The 17,995-nt window shown below is 75.1% G+C and carries 6 protein-coding genes; all 6 read right to left on the reverse strand.

The window, feature by feature from the left end:
* Window position 1: 1 nt before the first annotated feature.
* The 6 genes from D9753_RS13725 to D9753_RS13755 all read right to left on the reverse strand — a co-directional run bounded on the left by D9753_RS13725 (window position 2) and on the right by D9753_RS13755 (window position 17,918).
* The gene (locus D9753_RS13725) at window positions 2-253 is read right to left on the reverse strand and encodes an acyl carrier protein (protein ID WP_121787292.1); all 252 of its coding nucleotides are present in this window, start codon (window positions 251-253) and stop codon (window positions 2-4) included.
* Window positions 254-452: 199 nt separating this feature from the next.
* Complete coding sequence (locus D9753_RS13730) at window positions 453-1,316, reverse strand: ABC transporter permease (RefSeq protein WP_121787293.1); 864 nt, start codon at window positions 1,314-1,316, stop codon at window positions 453-455.
* Entirely contained in the window at window positions 1,313-2,278 is a 966-nt protein-coding gene (locus D9753_RS13735; RefSeq protein ID WP_121787294.1) for an ATP-binding cassette domain-containing protein, read from the reverse strand. Before D9753_RS13735 ends, D9753_RS13730 begins: the two co-directional genes overlap by 4 nt.
* Window positions 2,279-2,280: 2 nt before the next feature.
* On the reverse strand, window positions 2,281-2,487 hold the full coding sequence (locus D9753_RS13740) for an MbtH family protein (protein ID WP_121787295.1): 207 nt from the start codon (window positions 2,485-2,487) through the stop codon (window positions 2,281-2,283).
* Window positions 2,488-2,535: 48 nt separating this feature from the next.
* Complete coding sequence (locus tag D9753_RS37885) at window positions 2,536-10,026, reverse strand: non-ribosomal peptide synthetase (RefSeq protein ID WP_240468137.1); 7,491 nt, start codon at window positions 10,024-10,026, stop codon at window positions 2,536-2,538.
* Window positions 10,023-17,918 (reverse strand): non-ribosomal peptide synthetase, encoded by a 7,896-nt coding sequence (locus D9753_RS13755; RefSeq protein ID WP_121787296.1) that lies wholly within the window; start codon window positions 17,916-17,918, stop codon window positions 10,023-10,025. Before D9753_RS13755 ends, D9753_RS37885 begins: the two co-directional genes overlap by 4 nt.
* Window positions 17,919-17,995 lie beyond the last annotated feature (77 nt).

The raw sequence follows: 17,995 nt of genomic DNA on the forward strand, positions 1-17,995 counted from the left end.
GTCACCAGCCGGCGGCTGCGGCGGCGACCCGGTAGGTGGCCTCGACGTTGACCATGTTCGGCAGTTCGTTCATGTCGATGACGATGGAGTACTCCATCTCCAGCGCGCTGAGGACGTCGATCAGCTTCAGGCTGTCGGCGCCGAGTTCGTCGATGAAGAGCGCCGTGTCGGAAAGACGCTCGGGGTCGACGTCGATGTTCTCGGCGATGATTTCCCGGATACGGGTGAGGCGCTCGGGAGCGGCCGTGGTCATGGCTCGGTCCTCCGTTTTCGAAATTGCCGGTCGGTGACGCCGGAAGAAGGCGGGAGAAGCGGTGCGGACGAGCGGTGCGGCTGCGCGGAAGAAGGGGCAGCGAAGCGGCTCGGTCAGAAACCTAGTCAGCGCCGATGACTGCCCAGTGACCGTCAACTGACGGACCGCTGACGACGGTTGCCCGACGGATCCGCCGATGTCAGCGGCTGCCCGCGCGGCGGAATCCGCGGACGCTGCCCCACACCGCGGCGAGCAGCAGCGCCGTCAGTGTCACGGCGCTCACCAGGCCCGGGTGGTGCGTGGGGAAGCCACCGGAGGCCGCCACCCCGGGATCGTTGCCCCACAGTTGCCGGCAGGTGGTGACGACCGAGGTGACGGGGTTCCACTCGGCGACGGGGCGCAGCCAGCCGGGCAGGCCGCTGACGGGCACGTAGGCGTTGGACAGGAAGCTGAGGATGACCAGCACCAGGGCGCCGGTGCCGTCGATGGCCTCGACGTTGCGCTGGGTGGTGCCGAGCAGGATGCCGACCCACGTCATCACGTACACGAAGGCGAGCAGCACGCCGAAGCCGGCGGCGGTGCGCAGCGGGCCCTCGTGCGGGCGCCAGCCCACGCCGAGCCCGACGAGGCTGACCGCGGTCAGGCTGACGGCGCCGACGAGCAGGTCGGACAGGGTGCGGCCGAGGAGCACGGACGACGGGGCGATCGGCAGCGAACGGAACCGGTCGACCAGTCCGTGCCGCAGGTCCAGGGCGACCCCGATGGCGGTGGGGCCGACCCCGGTCAGGCCGACCTGGATGGCGATGCCGGCCATGATGAAGTCCTCGTAGGCGACGCCGCCGGGGATGTGCATCGAGCTGCGGAACAGATAGCCGACGGCGATCAGCATCACCAGCGGGTTCATGGTGACCAGCACCAGCCGGCCCGGTGAGCGGCGCAGGTGGGTCAGGTGGCGGCCGGCCAGGGCGAGCGTGTCGCCGAGGTGGCCGCGGACGGGGCCGGCCGGCCCGGGGCGGGCGGCCGGCCGTTCGGTGGCGGTCGGGGTGGTGGCCGTGGCCGTCACTGGGGCTCCTCTTTCCGGCCCGTACCCGTGAGGTCGAAGAAGACGTCGTCGAGCGTGGGCTTGCGCAGTTCGAAGTCGACGGTGGGCACGCCCTTGTCGCGCAGGGCCTGCGCGGCGCGGGCCAGGTCGTCCAGGCCGTCCGCGCCGAGCTGTACGGAGACCCGGCGGGCGGCCTCGTCGGTGACGGGGGCCGGGCCGCCGAGCACGGCCAGTGCGGCGGCGGCGTCGGCGAGGTGCTCGGGGCGGGCCACGGTCACCTCCAGCCGGTCGGTGCCGACCTGCCGTTTCAGGGCGTCCGGGGTGCCTTCGGCGATGACCCGGCCGGCGTCGATGACGGCGACGCGGTCGGCGAGCTGGTCGGCCTCCTCCAGGTACTGGGTGGTGAGCAGGATGGTCACGCCACCGGCGGCCAGGTCGCGGACCACGTCCCACAGGACGTTGCGGCTGGCCGGGTCGAGGCCGGTGGTGGGTTCGTCCAGGAACAGCACCTCGGGGTCGCCGAGGACGCAGGTGGCCAGGTCGAGCCGGCGGCGCATGCCGCCCGAGTAGGTGCCCGCGGGCCGGTCGGCGGCCTCGGTCAGCTCGAACCGGTCCAGCAGTTCGGCGGCCCGGCGGACGGCGCCGCGCCGCCCGAACCTGAGCAGCCGGGCGAGCAGGACGAGGTTCTCCCGCCCGGTGAGGAGTTCGTCGACGGCGGCGTACTGCCCGGCCAGGCCGATGCGCCGGCGCACCTCGCGGCCCTCGCGCAGCACGTCGTACCCGGCGACGACGGCCCGCCCGCCGGACGGCTGGTCCAGGGTGGCGAGGATGCGGACGGTGGTGGTCTTGCCCGCGCCGTTGGGTCCGAGGACCCCCAGCACGGTGCCGGCGGGCACCGCCAGGTCGATGCCGTGCAGCGCGGTGTGGGTGCGGTAGGTCTTGCTGAGCCCCTCGGCGAGGATCGCGGTGTCGGACACGGCCACGGTCAGTCCGCCTGCCGCTGGAGGCTGAGCGGGCGCATGTCGGTCCAGTGGCTCTCCACGTGGGCGACGGCGGTGGCGCGGTCGGTGGCGTCCAGGGCCACGCGCCAGCCGTCGGGCACCGCGGCGAAGGACGGCCACAGGGAGTGCTGCCCCTCGTCGTTGACGAGGACGAGGAAGGTGCCGTCTTCGTTGTCGAAGGGATTGGCCATGGCGGGTCTCCTGATCTCGGACGGTGGGTGGGACGGTCGGCGGCAGGGTCAGCGGGTGGCGGCCAGGGCGCGCAGCCGGTGTTCCACGGCGGCGCCGATGAGCGCGGCCGGGGCCGGCCGCAGCATCCGCTGGTGGCCGCAGGGCACCTCGTGGATCTCGGCGGGCCGGTCCAGGTACGGCTCCCAGCTCTTGGCCTTCAGAGCGCGTTCCTCCCCGGTGAGCCCGTCGGCGGCCAGGAACAGCGTCATCGGGCAGCCGTCGAAGCGGCTGGGGGTGTGCCGCTGGACCAGGTCGAGGTGGTTGCGCATGACGGCGAGCAGCCGCTCCAGGGTGGCCCGGCCCAGGCCGGCGAGCGGGCCGCCGGTGCGCTGGAGGTGGGCGGCGACGGCCGGCGGGTCGAGCCGGTCCGGGCCGGTGGCGTCGACGCCGGCCTCGGTGAGGAAGTCGGCGAGGAACTCCGCGTCGGTGGGGTGGACGCCGCGCCCGTCGTGGGGATAGGCGTCCAGGTTGGCGAGGTAGGCGACCTCCTCGCCGGCCGCGTGCAGCCGGACCGCGATCTCGTGGGCGACGATGCCGCCGTAGGACCAGCCCAGCAGGTGGTACGGGCCGTGCGGCTGGACGGCCCGGATCCGGGTCAGGTAGTCGGCCGCGACCTCGGTGACGGTGCCGGGCAGCGGGCCGGTGCCGTCGAGGCCGCGGGCCTGGAGGGCGTGCACGGGCTGTTGGGGGTCCAGGTGTTCGGCGAGCGCCGCGAACGGGATGCCGAAGCCGAGCCCGCCGTGCACGCAGAACAGCGGCGGCCGGCTGCCGGCGGTGCGCAGGGGCAGCACGGGTCCGAGCAGGTCGACGGTGCCGCCGTCGGCGTCGGCGCTCGCGGCCAGCGACTCCAGCGTGCGGTGTTCGAAGACGGCGGCGAGGCCGATCCGCAGCCCGGCGCGGGCGGCGGCGTTGACCAGCCGGATCGCCTTCAGGCTGTCCCCGCCGAGCGTGAAGAACGCGTCGTCCGGGCCGGCCGGCACGCCGAGCACCTCGGTGACGGCCGCGCACAGCAGTCGTTCGGCATCGGTACGGGGCGCACGGGCGGCGGGACCGGCGGGGCGGTCCGGGGCGGGCGGCAGGGCGGCCACGTCGAGCTTGCCGTTGACGGTCCTCGGCAGGTCCGGCAGCGGCACGTACGCGCCCGGGACCATGTACGGGGGCAGCGCCCGCGACAGGTGCCGGCGCAGTTCCTCGGGCCCGGGTGCGGAACCGCCGGGCGCGGGGACCACGTAGGCGACGAGCTGCCGGCCGGCGGGGGCGCCGGGGCCACCGGCGACGATGACGGCGGCCCGGGCGACCGCCGGGTGGGCCGTGAGGCGGCGTTCGATCTCGCCGGGTTCGATGCGGTAGCCGCGGATCTTCACCTGCTGGTCGGCGCGGCCCACGTAGTCGAGCCGGCCGCGGACGTCCCAGCGGACCAGGTCGCCGGTGCGGTACATGCGCGCGCCGGGCTCCCCGTACGGGCAGGCGGTGAACCGCTCGGCGGTCAGTGCGGGCCGGCCCAGATAGCCGCGGGCCAGGCCGGGACCGGCCAGGTACAGCTCGCCGACCACGCCCTGCGGCGCCGGCCGCAGGGCCTCGTCGAGGACGTAGGCACAGGTGTCGCCGACGGGCAGGCCGACGGGGACGCCCACCGGGGCGTCCGTGGCGTCCGCGGTGTCCTGGAGGGTGGCGAAGGTGGTGGTCTCCGTCGGGCCGTACACGTTGTACACGGTGGTGTCCGGCAGGGCGGCCCGCAGCCGGTCCAGATGGTCCCGGGAGTGTGCCTCGCCGCCGGTGAGCAGGGCCCGCAGCGGGGCCAGGGCGCGCGGCCGGGTGTCGGCGACGGCGTTGACGAACTGGGTGGTGAGGAAGGCGACGGTCACCCCGGCCTCCCGCAGGAACGCGCCGAGCGCCTCGGGGTCGGCCGGCCCCGGCGGGCAGACGGCGAGCCGGGCGCCGTGCACGAGCGGCGCCCAGATCTCGAAGGTGGACGCGTCGAACGCGACCGGCGCGAAGTACAGGAACGTGTCGTCGGGGGTGAACTCCAGCTCGGGCAGCCCGTGCACGAGGCGTACGGCGGCCCGGTGGGTGACGGCGACGCCCTTGGGGCGGCCGGTGGAGCCGGAGGTGTAGATGACGTAGAGCAGGTCGTCGGGGCGGGGTGCGGGCACGTCCGGCGCGTGGCCGGGCAGGGCGGCCAGGGCGGCCCGGGTGGCGGGCGCGTCCAGGACGAGCGGCTCGGTGCCGGGTCCGGCGGCCTCGGCGCAGCGGGCGGCCAGGGAGTCCTGGGTGAGCAGCAGCCGGGCCCCGGCGTCGGTGAGCATGTCCCGCATCCGCTCGGCCGGGTAGGCGGGGTCCAGGGGCAGGTAGGCGGCGCCGGTCTGGGCGATGGCGAGCAGCGCGGTCACGGTGTCCGGGCCGCGTTCCAGGCAGAGCGCGACCAGGTCGCCGCGGCCGACGCCCCGGGCGGCCAGCAGGTGGGCCAGCCGGCCGGCGGCGCGGTGCAGTTCGCCGTGGCCGGTGCGGGTGAGGCGGCCGGCCGCGTCCCGGTGGACCAGGGCGACGGCGTCCGGGGTGGCGGCGGCCCGCCGGGCCGCGAGTGCGGTGACCGTGGTGGCCGGGGTGCCGGTGCGGCGGGTGCCGCGGGCCAGGAGGGCGTCCCGCTCGTCGGCGCCGAGCAGGTCCAGCCGGGACAGCGGGCGCCCGGGGTCGGCCAGCGCGGCGCCGAGCAGCCGGACGCAGGCGTCGGCGATGCGCCGGGCGGTGCCGGACGCGAACAGGTCGGCGCTGTACTCCAGGGCCAGTTCCACGCGCGGGCCCGCCTCGGAGAACTGGAAGAACAGGTCCCATTTGGCGGTGGCCGACGGCACCTCCTCGGGCCGTACCGTGAGCCCGGCGGGGCCGGCGGGCATGGCGGGCGTCTCCTGCTGGAAGGCGAACATCACCTGGAACAGCGGGTGCCGGGCCATCGAGCGCTCCGGGGCGAGGACCTCCACCAGCTTCTCGAACGGCACGTCCTGGTACCGGTAGGCGGCCAGGTCCCCCTCGCGCACCCGCTCCACGAGGTCGCGCAGGCCGGGGTCGCCGGAGGTGTCGGTGCGCAGCACGAGGGTGTTGACGAACATGCCGACGACGTCGTGGAGCCGTTCGTCGCCGCGGCCCGCCACGGGCGTGCCGAGCGGGATGTCGGTGCCCGCGCCGAGCCGGGTGAGCAGGGCGGCCAGGGCCGCCTGGAGCACCATGAACGGGCTGGCGTTCCACTCGGCGGCGCGCCGCCGCAGCCCGGCGGTGAGCCGCTCGGACAGGGTGGCGCGCACGGTGCCGCCCCGGTGGCTGGTGCGGGCGCCGCGCGGGAAGTCCCGGGGCAGCGCCAGCTCCTCGGGCAGCCCGTCGAGGGCCGCCGTCCAGTACGCGAGCTGGCGGGTGAGTTCACTGTGCGGCCGGTCCTCGTCGCCGAGGAGGTCGCGCTGCCAGAGCGTGAAGTCGGTGTACGTCACCGGCAGCGGCGCCGGCGCGGGCGCGTGGCCGGCGCTGCGGGCCGCGTAGGCGTCGGTCAGGTCCCGGACCAGCGGGGTGAGGGACCAGCGGTCGCCGGCGATGTGGTGCAGGACGAGCAGCAGGACGTGCGCGTCGGGGCCGAGCGTGAACAGCCGGGCCCGCAGCGGGAGCTCGGTCTCCAGGTCGAAACCGCGGGCCACCTCCGCGGCCAGGGCCGCGGGCAGCCCGGCCTCCGTGACGCGGTCGGCGGGCAGGGGCACGGGGGCGTCGGCCGGCGCGAGCACGCGCTGCTCGGCCGGGCCGACGCTCCCCACCGGACCGGCACCGGGGCCGGCGGCGGCACCGGGGCCGGTGCGCGCCGGGAACACGGTCCGCAGCGCCTCGTGGCGGGCGACGAGGTCGCGCAGCGCCGCGTGGAGCGCGGGGACGTCGAGCGGGCCGGTGAGCCGGACCGCGAGGGGGATGACGTAGAGCCCGCCGGGCGCGCCGAGCCGCTCGATGAACCACAGGCGCTGCTGGGCGTAGGACAGGGGGACGGCCGCCGGGCGCGGCCGGGCGGTCAGCGCGGGCCGGTCCGGCGCGGCGGCGCGCAGCCGGCCGGCGAGCGCGGCCGGGCTGGGCGCCTCGAACAGGTCGCGGACCTCCAGTTCCGCGCCGAGTTCGGCGCGGACCCGGTTGACGATGCGGGTGGCGAGCAGCGAGTGGCCGCCGAGGGCGAAGAAGTCGTCGTCCGCTCCGACGCGTTCGAGCCCGAGGACCGCGGCGAACACCGCGCACAGGGCGCCCTCCTCGCGGGTGCGGGGGGCGCGGGCGGAGGTGGTGTACGCGGGTGCGGGCAGGGCTCGCCGGTCGAGCTTGCCGTTGGCGGTCAGGGGGAGGGCCGGCAGCCGTACGACGGCGGCGGGCACCATGTAGTCGGGCAGCCGCTCGGCGGCGAACGCCCGCAGTTCGGCGCCCAGTTCGCGGTCGGACAGCCCGCCGTCCGGCTCGTGCGGGACGACGCCGGACCGGTGCGGGACGGCGTCCGGCTGGTGCGGGGCGGCATCCGGCTGGTGCGGGGTGGCATCCGGCTGGTGCGGGGTGGCATCCGGCTGGTGCGGGGTGGCATCCGGTCCCTGCGGGACGGCGTCCGGTCCGTGCGGGACGGTGGCCGGCTCGTGTGGGACGACGTAGGCGACCAGGCGTGGGTCGCCGGGTCGGTCCTCGCGGGCCACCACGGCCACCTCGGCGAGCCGGGGGTGCCGGCCGAGGACGGTGGCGATCTCCCCGAGTTCGATGCGGAACCCGCGTAGCTGGACCTGTTCGTCGGCGCGGCCCAGGTAGGTGAGGGTGCCGTCGGGCCGCCAGCGGGCGAGGTCACCGGTGCGGTACATCCGCTCGCCGGGCGCCCCGTACGGGCAGGCCACGAACCGTCCGGCGGTGAGCGCGGACCGGCCCAGGTAGCCGCGGGCCAGGCCGGGACCGGCCACGTACAGCTCACCGGGCACCCCGGCGGGCACCGGCCGCAGCGCGCTGTCCAGGACGTACACCCGCAGGTCGGGTATCGCCCGCCCGATGGCACCGCCCCCGCCGGCCGCGGCCGGCTCCCGGTCCAGTTCCTGGTACGACACGTGCACGGTGGTCTCCGTGATGCCGTACATGTTGACCAGGCGCGGGGTGTGCGGATGCCGGGCGTACCAGTCGGTGAGCCGGCCGACGTCCAGCGCCTCGCCGCCGAACACGACGTGCCGCAGCGCCAGCTCGCGCGGGCGGTCGGCGTCGGCGCGCATCAGTTGGTAGAAGGCGGACGGCGTCTGGTTCAGCACGGTGACCCGCTCGGCCGCCAGCAGGTCCAGGAAGGCGTCCGGTGAGCGGGCGACGCCGTGCGGGACGACGACCAGGCGCCCGCCGTACAGCAGTGCGCCCCACAGCTCCCACACGGTGAAGTCGAAGGCGATGGAGTGGAAGAGGGTCCACACGTCGTCCGGGCCGAAGCGGAACCACCGGTCGGTACGGTCCAGCAGCCGGACGACGTTCCGGTGCGGGACGACGACGCCCTTGGGCCGGCCGGTGGAACCCGAGGTGTAGATGACGTAGGCCGGGTGGTCGGGGGTGAGAACGGGCGGGGGCGCGGTGGCCGGCGCGGCGTCGACGGCGTCCGTGTCGAGGTCGATGCGGAGCGGGCCGGGGTGGTCCGCCGCCGGGGCGGGCAGCCGGGTGTCCGTGGTGGTGAGCAACAGCGCGGGGCGGGCGTCCCGCAGGGTGTGGGCGAGGCGCTCGGCCGGGTGCGTGGGCTCCAGCGGCAGATAGGCGGCGCCGGCCTTGAGCACGGCGAGGACCGCGACGATCAGCTCGGCACCGCGCGGCAGGGCGACGGCCACGAGGCACTCCGGCCCGGCCCCGTGCCCGGCGACCACCCGGGCCAGCCGGTCGGACCGCTCGTCCAGCTCACGGTAGGTGAGCCGCACCCCACCGGGCCCGGTGACGGCCACGGCGTCGGGCGTACGGGCGACCTGGCCGGCGAAGAGGCCGGGAATGGTGTCCGACCGGCCACCGGTCTCGTCGAGGGTGGTCGGGTTGTCGGCGAGCGGGGCCGTGGGGTGCGGGCTGCTCCACTCGGTGAGGATGCGGTGCTCCTCGGCCGGGGTGAGGGCGCCGAGGTGGGCGAGGGGCGCGTCCGGGGTGTCGGCCACCTCACCGAGGATGCGCACCAGCCGGTCCAGCAGGCCCCGCGCGGCACCGAGGCCATCCCCCGGCGGCGACGCCCGGTACGACAGCCGCAGCCGCAGGCTGTCGCCGGGCAGCACGGTGAGGTGCAGGGGGTAGTGCGTGGCCGCGTGCACCCGGGCGGCGGAGACGGTGCCCCCGGAGTGCCGGCGCAGTTCCTCCTCGTCGAGCGGGTAGTTCTGGAAGGCGAGTACGGCGTCGAAGAGTTCCCCCTGGATGCCGCAGGCGGCCTGCACCTCGGCCAGCGGCAGATGCTCGTGCGGCATCATCGCGACCTGCTGCCGGGCGAGTCCCCGGAACAGTTCGCTCGCGGGCCGTTCCGGCCGTACGTCGGCCCGTACGGGCAGCGTGTTGGCGAACAGCCCGATCATGGACTCGACGTCGGGGACCTCGGCGGGCCGCCCGGAGGTGACGGCGCCGAAGACGACGTCCTCGCGGCCGGTGAGCCGGCCGAGCAACAGCGCCCAGCAGCCCTGTACGACGGAGTTGAGGGTGAGTCCCTGTGCCCTGCCCCAGCCGAGCAGCGCGGCGGTGTGCGCGCGGGGCAGCACGGCCTCGGCCTCGGCGGGCGGCTCCCCGGTGCCGGTGGCGTCCGGGGCGACCCGGACGGGGCCGTCGAGGCCTCGCAACAGCTCGGCCCAGGCGGCCCGCGCCGCGGTCCTGTCGCGGGTGCCCAGCCAGGCCAGGAAGGAGCCGAACGGCGCGGGCGCGGGCAGCGGATCGCGGTCCTGTCCGGTGTCGGTGTCGGCGGCCGTGCCGTCCCTCGCGTCCGTCCGGGCGGGAGTGCCCGGTTCCCCGGCCAGCAGGGTCAGTTCGCGTACCGCGAGGGGCAGGGACCAGCCGTCGACGAGGATGTGGTGCACGGACCACACCAGCCGGTGGCTGCGCTCGCCGAGCCGGACGAGGGCGAACCGCATGAGCGGCGGCCGGGCCGGGTCGATCCGGCGCCGCCGGTCCTCCCGCGCGAGCCGGTCCGCCGCGGCCGGCCGTTCCCCCGCGGGCAGGTGGGTGAGGTCGTGCAGCGCCCAGTCGGGTTCGACGTCGTCCGCGCGCAGGACGAGCTGCACCGGCTCGCCGTTCTTGCGGTGCCGGAAGCAGGCCCGCAGGTTCGGGTGCCGGCGCAGCAGCGCGGCGGAGGCGGCCCGCAGCCTGCGTTCCAGGTCCGTGCCGTCACCCTCGATGTCCGCGGTGAACTGCAGGACGTAGTGGTCGGTCGCCGTGCGGTCGTACGAGGACAGGAAGAGCAGCCCCTGCTGCAGCGGCGAGAGCGGCAGGACCGCACTGATTCTCGACCCGGTGCTGGTGTCGGTCACGACAGGTCCTCACTCAACTCGAGTTCCAGGTCGGCGAGTTCGTCGGCGGAGAGGGTGATGAGGGCGTCGGCGGCCTCGGGTGCGGCGGCGGTCTCGTCGGCGGACGCCTCGGTCGCGGTCCGGGCGAGGTCGGTGACGGTGCGCTGTTCGAAGACGTCGCGGGTGGTCAGGGCGAGTCCGGCGGCACGGGCCCGGCTGACCACCTGGATCGACCGGATGCTGTCACCGCCGAGCGCGAAGAAGTCCTCGTCGACGCCGACCTCGCTGACCCCGAGGACATCGGCGAAGATGTCCGTGAGCACCCGCTCGCGGTCATCGGCCGCGGCCCGCCTGGTCTCCTGACCGGCCAGGGCCGGCTGCGGCAGCGCCTTGCGGTCCAGCTTGCCGTTGGGCGTCAGCGGCAGCGCCTCCAGCACCAGCCACGACGCCGGAATCATGTACGCCGGCAGTAGCTGGGCCAGCTCGGCACGGATGCGGGCGGCGTCCACCCCCGGGCCGGTGAGGTAGCCGACGAGGCGCGGGTTGCCGGACGCGTCGGGCAGGACGGCGACCGCGGCGTCCGTGACCGCGTCCAGGTTCCGGATGACGGCCTCGATCTCGCCCGTCTCGACCCGCCTGCCGCGGATCTTGACCTGGTGGTCGCGTCGCTCGATGAACTCCAACTGCCCGTCGGGACGCTGGAGGACCCGGTCCCCGGTCCGGTACATCCGCGTCCCCGCGGGACCGAACGGATCGGCCAGGAACGTACCCGCCGTACGCGCCGGATCGTGCAGATATCCCCGGCCGACACCCGCGCCACCCACATACAGCTCACCCGGCACACCCACCGGAACCGGCTGCAACTCGTCCGACAGGACATACAACCGCGTGTTGCGCACAGCCGAACCGATCGGGACGCGGGCCCCCAGCTCCTCACCCGCCCGGATCACCGCGTGGGTCACGTCGTCCGAGCACTCCGTCGGACCATAGGCGTTCATCAGCGGCACACGCGGATACCGCTCGTGCCAGCGCCGGCACAGATCCGCGGGCAGCGCCTCACCCGTCACCATCAGCCACCGCAGATCCGCCAGCTCCGGCGCATCCCCCTCGATGTCCCAGGCGTCCAGCGCGGCCCGCAACAGCGACGGCACCACCTCCAGTACGGCCACCCGCTCACCGGCGACCATCGCGAACAGCCCCGACGCATCCGCCGCCAGCTCCCCCGCGACCCGCACCGTCCCGCCCACCAGCAGCGGAGCCAGCATCTGCCACACCGACACATCGAAGGTCAGCGGCGCGTTCTGCACCACCGCCTCCCCCGCCACCAGCTCCAGGTCACCGACCTTCGCCCACAGATGGTTCACCATCCCCGAACGCTGCACCATCGCCCCCTTGGGACGACCCGTCGACCCCGACGTGAACATCACATACGCCAGATCCAGGCCACCGCCGAGGGCGGGTGGGAGCGCGTGGTCGTGGAGGGCGTCCTCCAGGCAGAGGACGGTGGTGTCGCCGGCGAGCGCGCGGGCCTCGGCCTCGTACGCGCGCCCGGTGAGCACACAGCGGGCGCCGCTGTCGGCCAGCAGGGAGGCGTTGCGGGCCGCCGGGGCCGCCGGATCGAGCGGCAGATACGCCCCGCCCGCACCCAGCACACCCAGCACACCCGCCACGAACGACACCCCCGGATCGGCCAGCATCGCCACCACCGCACCCGTCCCGGCACCGGCCGCCGACAGACGGGCGGAGAGGCCTCCGGCGCGCTCGACTAGGTCGCCGTAGGTGACGCGGTCGGTGGCGTCGGCCACGGCGACGGCGTCGGGGGTACGGGCCGCGACGGCCCGGACGCGTTCCACGACGCCGAGGCTCTCCTCGGGCAGGGCGGGGTCCCAGGAGCCGAGCACGCCGCCGAGTTCGCCGGGCCGGCCGGGGCGGCCGAGGACGGCCGGGGCGGTGACGTCGACGCGGGCGAGCGGCAGGTCGCCGCCGTCGGCGACGGTCCGCAGCAGATGCCGGACCATGACGGCGATCCGCTCGGCGTCGGCCCCGGTGAACAGGTCGGGCGCGTAGTCGAAGCGCAGGGTCAGGGTGTCGCCGGGGAACACGGCCATGCTGAGCGGGTGATGGCGGGCGTCCCGGGCCTCGGTGCGCAGCACACGGGGGCCGCCGGTGCCGGTGGCCGGGTCGGCGGCGTCGAGCGGGAAGTTCTCGAAGAGGACGACGGTGTCGAAGACCTCGCCGGTCAGGCCGGCGGCCCGGTGGATCTCGGAGAGCCCTAGGTGCTCGTGCGGCAGCAGTGCCGTCTGCTGCTCCTGGAGGGTGCGCAGCAGTTCGGCGAGGTGGGTGCCGGGGTGCAGCCGGACCCGTACGGGCACGGTGGTGAGGAACATGCCGATCATCGACTCGACGCCGGGGACCTCGGCGGGCCGGCCGGAGGTGACGGCGCCGAAGACGACGTCCTGGCGGCCGGTGAGCCGGCCGAGCAGCAGCGCCCAGCAGCCCTGGAGCACGGTGTTGAGGGTCAGCCCGCGGGTGCGGGCCCAGCGGGTGAGGGCCTCGGTCAGCTCGCGGGGCAGGTCGACCTGCAGGGCCTCGGGCAGCACCGGCGTCCGGTCGGGGCCGGCGTCCACGAGGAGCGTCGGACCGTCGAGACCGGCGAGCGCCTCCCGCCAGGCGGCGCGGGCGGCCTGGCCGTCCTGCCGGGCCAGCCAGGCGAGGTAGGAGCGGTAGGGGACGGGGGCGGGCAGCGCGGTGCCGTCGGCGCCGGGCCGGCCCAGTGTGAACAGCTCCCGCACCAGCAGCGGCATCGACCAGCCGTCGACCAGGATGTGGTGGCTCGTCCAGACGAAGCGGTGGCGTCCCTCGCCGTGGGTGACGAGCGTGAACCGCAGCAGCGGCGGGCGGTCCAGGGCGAAGCGGTGGCCGCGCTCGGCCTCGGTGATCCGGTCCAGTTCTGCGCTCCGCTCCGGTTCCGGCAGGTCGCGCAGATCGATCTCCTGCCAGGGCAGTTCCGCCCGGTCCGGGACGAGCTGGACGGGGGCGCCGGCGGGCCGGGCCCGGAAGGAGGCGCGCAGGTTCGGGTGCCGGTCCAGGAGCGCCTGGCCGGCGGCGCGCAGGGTGGCGGGGTCGAGGTCGCCCTCGATCTCGGCGACGATCTGGAGGGTGTAGACGTCGGTGCCGCCGTCGGCCGACGTGTCGTAGTCGGCGTGGAAGAGCATGCCCTGCTGGAGCGGGGTGATGGGCAGGACGTCGGCCAGTCGGCTCCCGGCGCCGGCGAGTTCGGCCTCGTACGCCTCGATCTCTTCCTGGTCCAGGCCGGCCAGCGGCAGGTCGCCGGGGGTGAGGCCGCCCGCGCCGGGTGCGTGCCGGCCGAGCAGCTCCAGCGCGCGGAACCAGGTCTCGGCGAGGTCCCGCACGTCCTCCTCGGCGACCGCGGTCCCGGCCCACGCCCAGTTGGCGATCAGGTGCGGTCCGTCGTGGCGGTCCTCGGTCGCCGGGGTGACGTCGATGAGGTGCGGCAGCGGCATGCCGGGGTGGGCTCCGGTGCCGACGACGCCGTCACCGCCGACGGGCTGCCACGGCCGGTCCTCGCGGGCGTCGAAGCGGCCCATGTAGTTGAAGCCGATCTGGGGCCGCGGGTGGCGGGCCAGGACGCGGGCGGCGTGCGGGTTGAGGTAGCGCAGCAGGCCGAAGCCGACACCGCGGCCGGGCAGGGCGTGCAACTGCTCCTTGATCCGCTTCAGGACACCGGCGAGGGCGGGGCCGCCCGCCCACAGCTCCTCCCAGTCGGGGGTGCCGACGTCCAGGCGGACCGGGAAGGCGCTGGTGAACCAGCCGACGGTACGGGACAGGTCCAGTTCGTCCCGGAGCTGCTCGCGGCCGTGTCCCTCCAGTTCGATCAGGGTCTGCGCGTACTGGGCGTGACCGTGCCGGCGGCGCAGGTCCGCGACGGCGAGGGCGAGCCCGGTGAGCAGCACGTCGTTGATCTCGGCGTGGAAGGCGGCGGGCACCTCGGTCAGCAGGGGCGCGGTGGCCGCGGGGCCCAGTTCCAGGCGGAGGGCGCGCTGGGTGCCGTGGACGTCGCGGGCGGGGTCCGGGCGGCGGGTGCCCACCAACGGGTCCGGCCCCTCGAGCTGCCGCTGCCAGACGGCGAGTTCGGCGCCGCGGACCTGGGTGCGGGCCTGTTCGGCGAGGAGCGCGGACCAGGCGCGGTACGACGTGCCGACCGGGTCGAGTGCCGGGGCGCGGCCCTCGGCGAGGGCACGGTAGGCGGCTTCGAGGTCGGGCAGCAGGACGCGCCAGGACACACCGTCCACGACGAGGTGGTGGGCGCACAGCACCAGCCGGCCGGTGTCCGCTCCGGGCGGGGCGGTGAGCAGTACGGCCTGGATCATGACGGCACGGGCCGGATCGAGTCGGGCCCGGGCCGCGGCGGCCTGCCGCTCGGCGCGGGCCGGGTCGCCCGTGGCGTCCGGTTCCGCGGTGCCGGCCAGCGGCACACCGGTCAGGGCGCCGGGCGGGAGGACCTCCATGTGCCACAGGCCCGGCGCCGGTTCGGTGGCCCGGGTGCGCAGGGCGTCGTGGTGGTCGGCGACGGCGTGCAGGGCGGCGTCGAGCAGCGCGGCGTCGAGTCCGGCGGGGACGCTGACGACGATGTGCTGGCTGTACTTGACGACGGGCCCGGCCAGCGTGCCGGTCTCCTCGTGAAGCTGGGCCATGATCGGGGTGAGTTCGTACGGCCCGACCCCGTCGTCCTGCGCTGTCGGCGCGGTCCCGGCGGCCCGGTCCGAGCTGCCGGCCGCCCGCGCGAGGGAGGTGACCGTCTTGTGCTCGAAGACGTCGCGGGTGGTCAGGGCGAGTCCGGCGGCACGGGCCCGGCTGACCACCTGGATCGACCGGATGCTGTCACCGCCGAGCGCGAAGAAGTCCTCGTCGACGCCGACCTCGCTGACCCCGAGGACGTCGGCGAAGATGTCCGTGAGCACCCGCTCGCGGTCATCGGCCGCGGCCCGCCTGGTCTCCTGACCGGCCAGGGCCGGCTGCGGCAGCGCCTTGCGGTCCAGCTTGCCGTTGGGCGTCAGCGGCAGCGCCTCCAGCACCAGCCAGGACGCCGGAATCATGTACGCCGGCAGTAGCTGGGCCAGCTCGGCACGGATGCGGGCGGCGTCCACCCCCGGGCCGGTGAGGTAGCCGACGAGGCGCGGGTTGCCGGACGCGTCGGGCAGGACGGCGACCGCGGCGTCCGTGACCGCGTCCAGGTTCCGGATGACGGCCTCGATCTCGCCCGTCTCGACCCGGCGACCGCGGATCTTGACCTGGTGGTCGCGTCGCTCGATGAACTCCAACTGCCCGTCGGCACGCTGGAGGACCCGGTCCCCGGTCCGGTACATCCGCGTCCCCGCGGGACCGAACGGATCGGCCAGGAACGTACCCGCCGTACGCGCCGGATCGTGCAGATACCCCCGGCCGACACCCGCGCCACCCACATACAGCTCACCCGGCACACCCACCGGAACCGGCTGCAACTCGTCCGACAGGACATACAACCGCGTGTTGCGCACAGCCGAACCGATCGGGACGCGGGCCCCCAGCTCCTCACCCGCCCGGATCACCGCGTGGGTCACGTCGTCCGAGCACTCCGTCGGACCATAGGCGTTCATCAGCGGCACACGCGGATACCGCTCGTGCCAGCGCCGGCACAGATCCGCGGGCAGCGCCTCACCCGTCACCATCAGCCACCGCAGATCCGCCAGCTCCGGCGCATCCCCCTCGATGTCCCAGGCGTCCAGCGCGGCCCGCAACAGCGACGGCACCACCTCCAGTACGGCCACCCGCTCACCGGCGACCATCGCGAACAGCCCCGACGCATCCGCCGCCAGCTCCCCCGCGACCCGCACCGTCCCGCCCACCAGCAACGGAGCCAGCATCTGCCACACCGACACATCGAAGGTCAGCGGCGCGTTCTGCACCACCGCCTCCCCCGCCACCAGCTCCAGGTCACCGACCTTCGCCCACAGATGGTTCACCATCCCCGAACGCTGCACCATCGCCCCCTTGGGACGACCCGTCGACCCCGACGTGAACATCACATACGCCAGATCCAGGCCACCGCCGGCGTTCGGGAGTTCGGCGGTGGCGGTGAGGTCGGCGGGGTCGGTGAGCGGCAGGACGGCCTGGCCGTCGTGGGCCGGGGCCTCGTACGCGTCCCCGGTGAGCACGTACCGGGCGCCGCTGTCGGCCAGCAGGGAGGCGTTGCGGGCCGCCGGGGCCGCCGGATCGAGCGGCAGATACGCCCCGCCCGCACCCAGCACACCCAGCACCCCCGCCACGAACGACACCCCCGGATCGGCCAGCATCGCCACCACCGCACCCGTCCCGGCACCGGCCGCCGACAGACGGGCGGAGACACCGGCGGCCCGGGTCAGAAGCTGCCGGTAGGTGACGCGGTCGGTGGCGTCGGCCACGGCGACGGCGTCGGGGGTACGGGCCGCCACCGAGCGCACCCGCTCCACCAGACCCTCGTACCCGGCGCGCTCGGTGTGCGGGTCCCAGCCGCCCAGCAGGCCGACCGGCTCGCCGGGGGCGCGCAGGCCGACGCGGGCGAGGGGCCGGTCGGCGGGGAGCGCGGCCAGGTCGGCCAGGAACGCCTCGAACCGGGCCAGGTGGCCGGCGAGTTCGACGTCCGTGTACAGCTCGGGGTTGCCGTCGAGGTGGATCTCCATGGTGCCGTCGACGGTGTTGAGGACGGTCACGATGAGGTCGTTGACGATGCCGGTGGACAGGTTGACCACCGTGCCCCGGCAGTCGCCGAAGACCAGCGCCGGGTCCTGGTTGAGGACGTTGATGAAGGGGCCGAACACCCGCCGGTCGTCGGTGCGCAGGCCGATGTCGCGGCGGATGCGGTCACCGCGGTACCGCTGGTGCCGGAGCGCGCCGGAGACCTCCTTCCAGGCCTGCCGGAGCAGTTGCGGGGCGGTCAGCTCGGGGCGGACGCGCACGGCGAGCGGCAGGTAGTTGGCGAGCATGCCCGGGATCTCGCGGGTGACGGCACCGGTGCGGCCGGTCACCGGGAGGGTGAGCAGCGGCTCGGTGACGCCGGTGACCCGCTGCGTGTAGGCGGCCATGGCGCCGACCATGAGGACCGGCAGGGTGACCTTGCCCGCGCGGGCGAGGTCACGCAGCGCGTCGGTGGCCTGCGGGGTGAGCCGCGTGGTGTGGCGCAGGGCGCTGCGGCCGGGGGCCGGGTCGCGGTCGGAGAGCGAGACGAGTTCGGGGGCCGCACCGTGCCCGGAGGAGGTGAGGCGCCCGGTCCAGTAGGCGCGGTCCCGTTCGACCTGCCGGGAGTCCAGGTAGCGGCGTTCGCCGTCGAGCAGGTGGTGGAAGGCCGGGATGGCGTCGGCGTCCAGGGCCGCGTCGTCGTGGCCCGCGGCCAGCCGGGCGTAGAGGGCGGCGAGCTTGGGGTAGAGCAGGGCGCGGCTGAAGCCGTCGGCCAGGATGTGGTGCATGCAGAGGTAGAGCAGGTGGTGCTCGGGGCCGAGAGTGAGCAGGGCGCCGCGGAACAGCGGGAAGTCGGTGATCGTCAGGGGCTCGGCGTGGTCCGCGCGCATCCACCGTACGGCGGCGGCCGACGGGTCGGGCTCGGCGCTGAAGTCGATCGCCCTGAGCGGCAGTCGGGCGAGCGGCCGGATGATCTGGCCCGGGGTGCCCGCCTCCTCCACGAACTGCACGCGGAGCCCTTCGGCCTCGTGCCCCAGGCGGTGCAGCGCCCGCTCCAGCAGCGCGGTGTCGAGGGGGCCGCGCAGGTCGATGTAGTCGGCCATGTTGTAGGCGAGGGGACCGGTGGCGAACTGCTCGTCGAACCAGATCTCGGCCTGCGCCGCGGTGAGCGGGAGGACGGCGCCTCGGTTTGTCGTCATCGCTTTGCTCTCCGTCATTCTCGAATTCGGCCGCGCCCGGCTCGTTCGGTCCTCAGCGGCAGTCGCCGCGACCCGCT

The sequence above is a fragment of the Streptomyces dangxiongensis genome, assembly GCF_003675325.1.
GTDB classification, from domain to species: domain Bacteria; phylum Actinomycetota; class Actinomycetes; order Streptomycetales; family Streptomycetaceae; genus Streptomyces; species Streptomyces dangxiongensis.

Coding starts and splice junctions, on each gene's coding strand:
- D9753_RS13740 (WP_121787295.1), bottom strand. CDS start 2,487: ATGGCCAATCCCTTCGACAACGAAGACGGCACCTTCCTCGTCCTCGTC.
- D9753_RS13725 (WP_121787292.1), bottom strand. CDS start 253: ATGACCACGGCCGCTCCCGAGCGCCTCACCCGTATCCGGGAAATCATC.
- D9753_RS13755 (WP_121787296.1), bottom strand. CDS start 17,918: ATGACGACAAACCGAGGCGCCGTCCTCCCGCTCACCGCGGCGCAGGCC.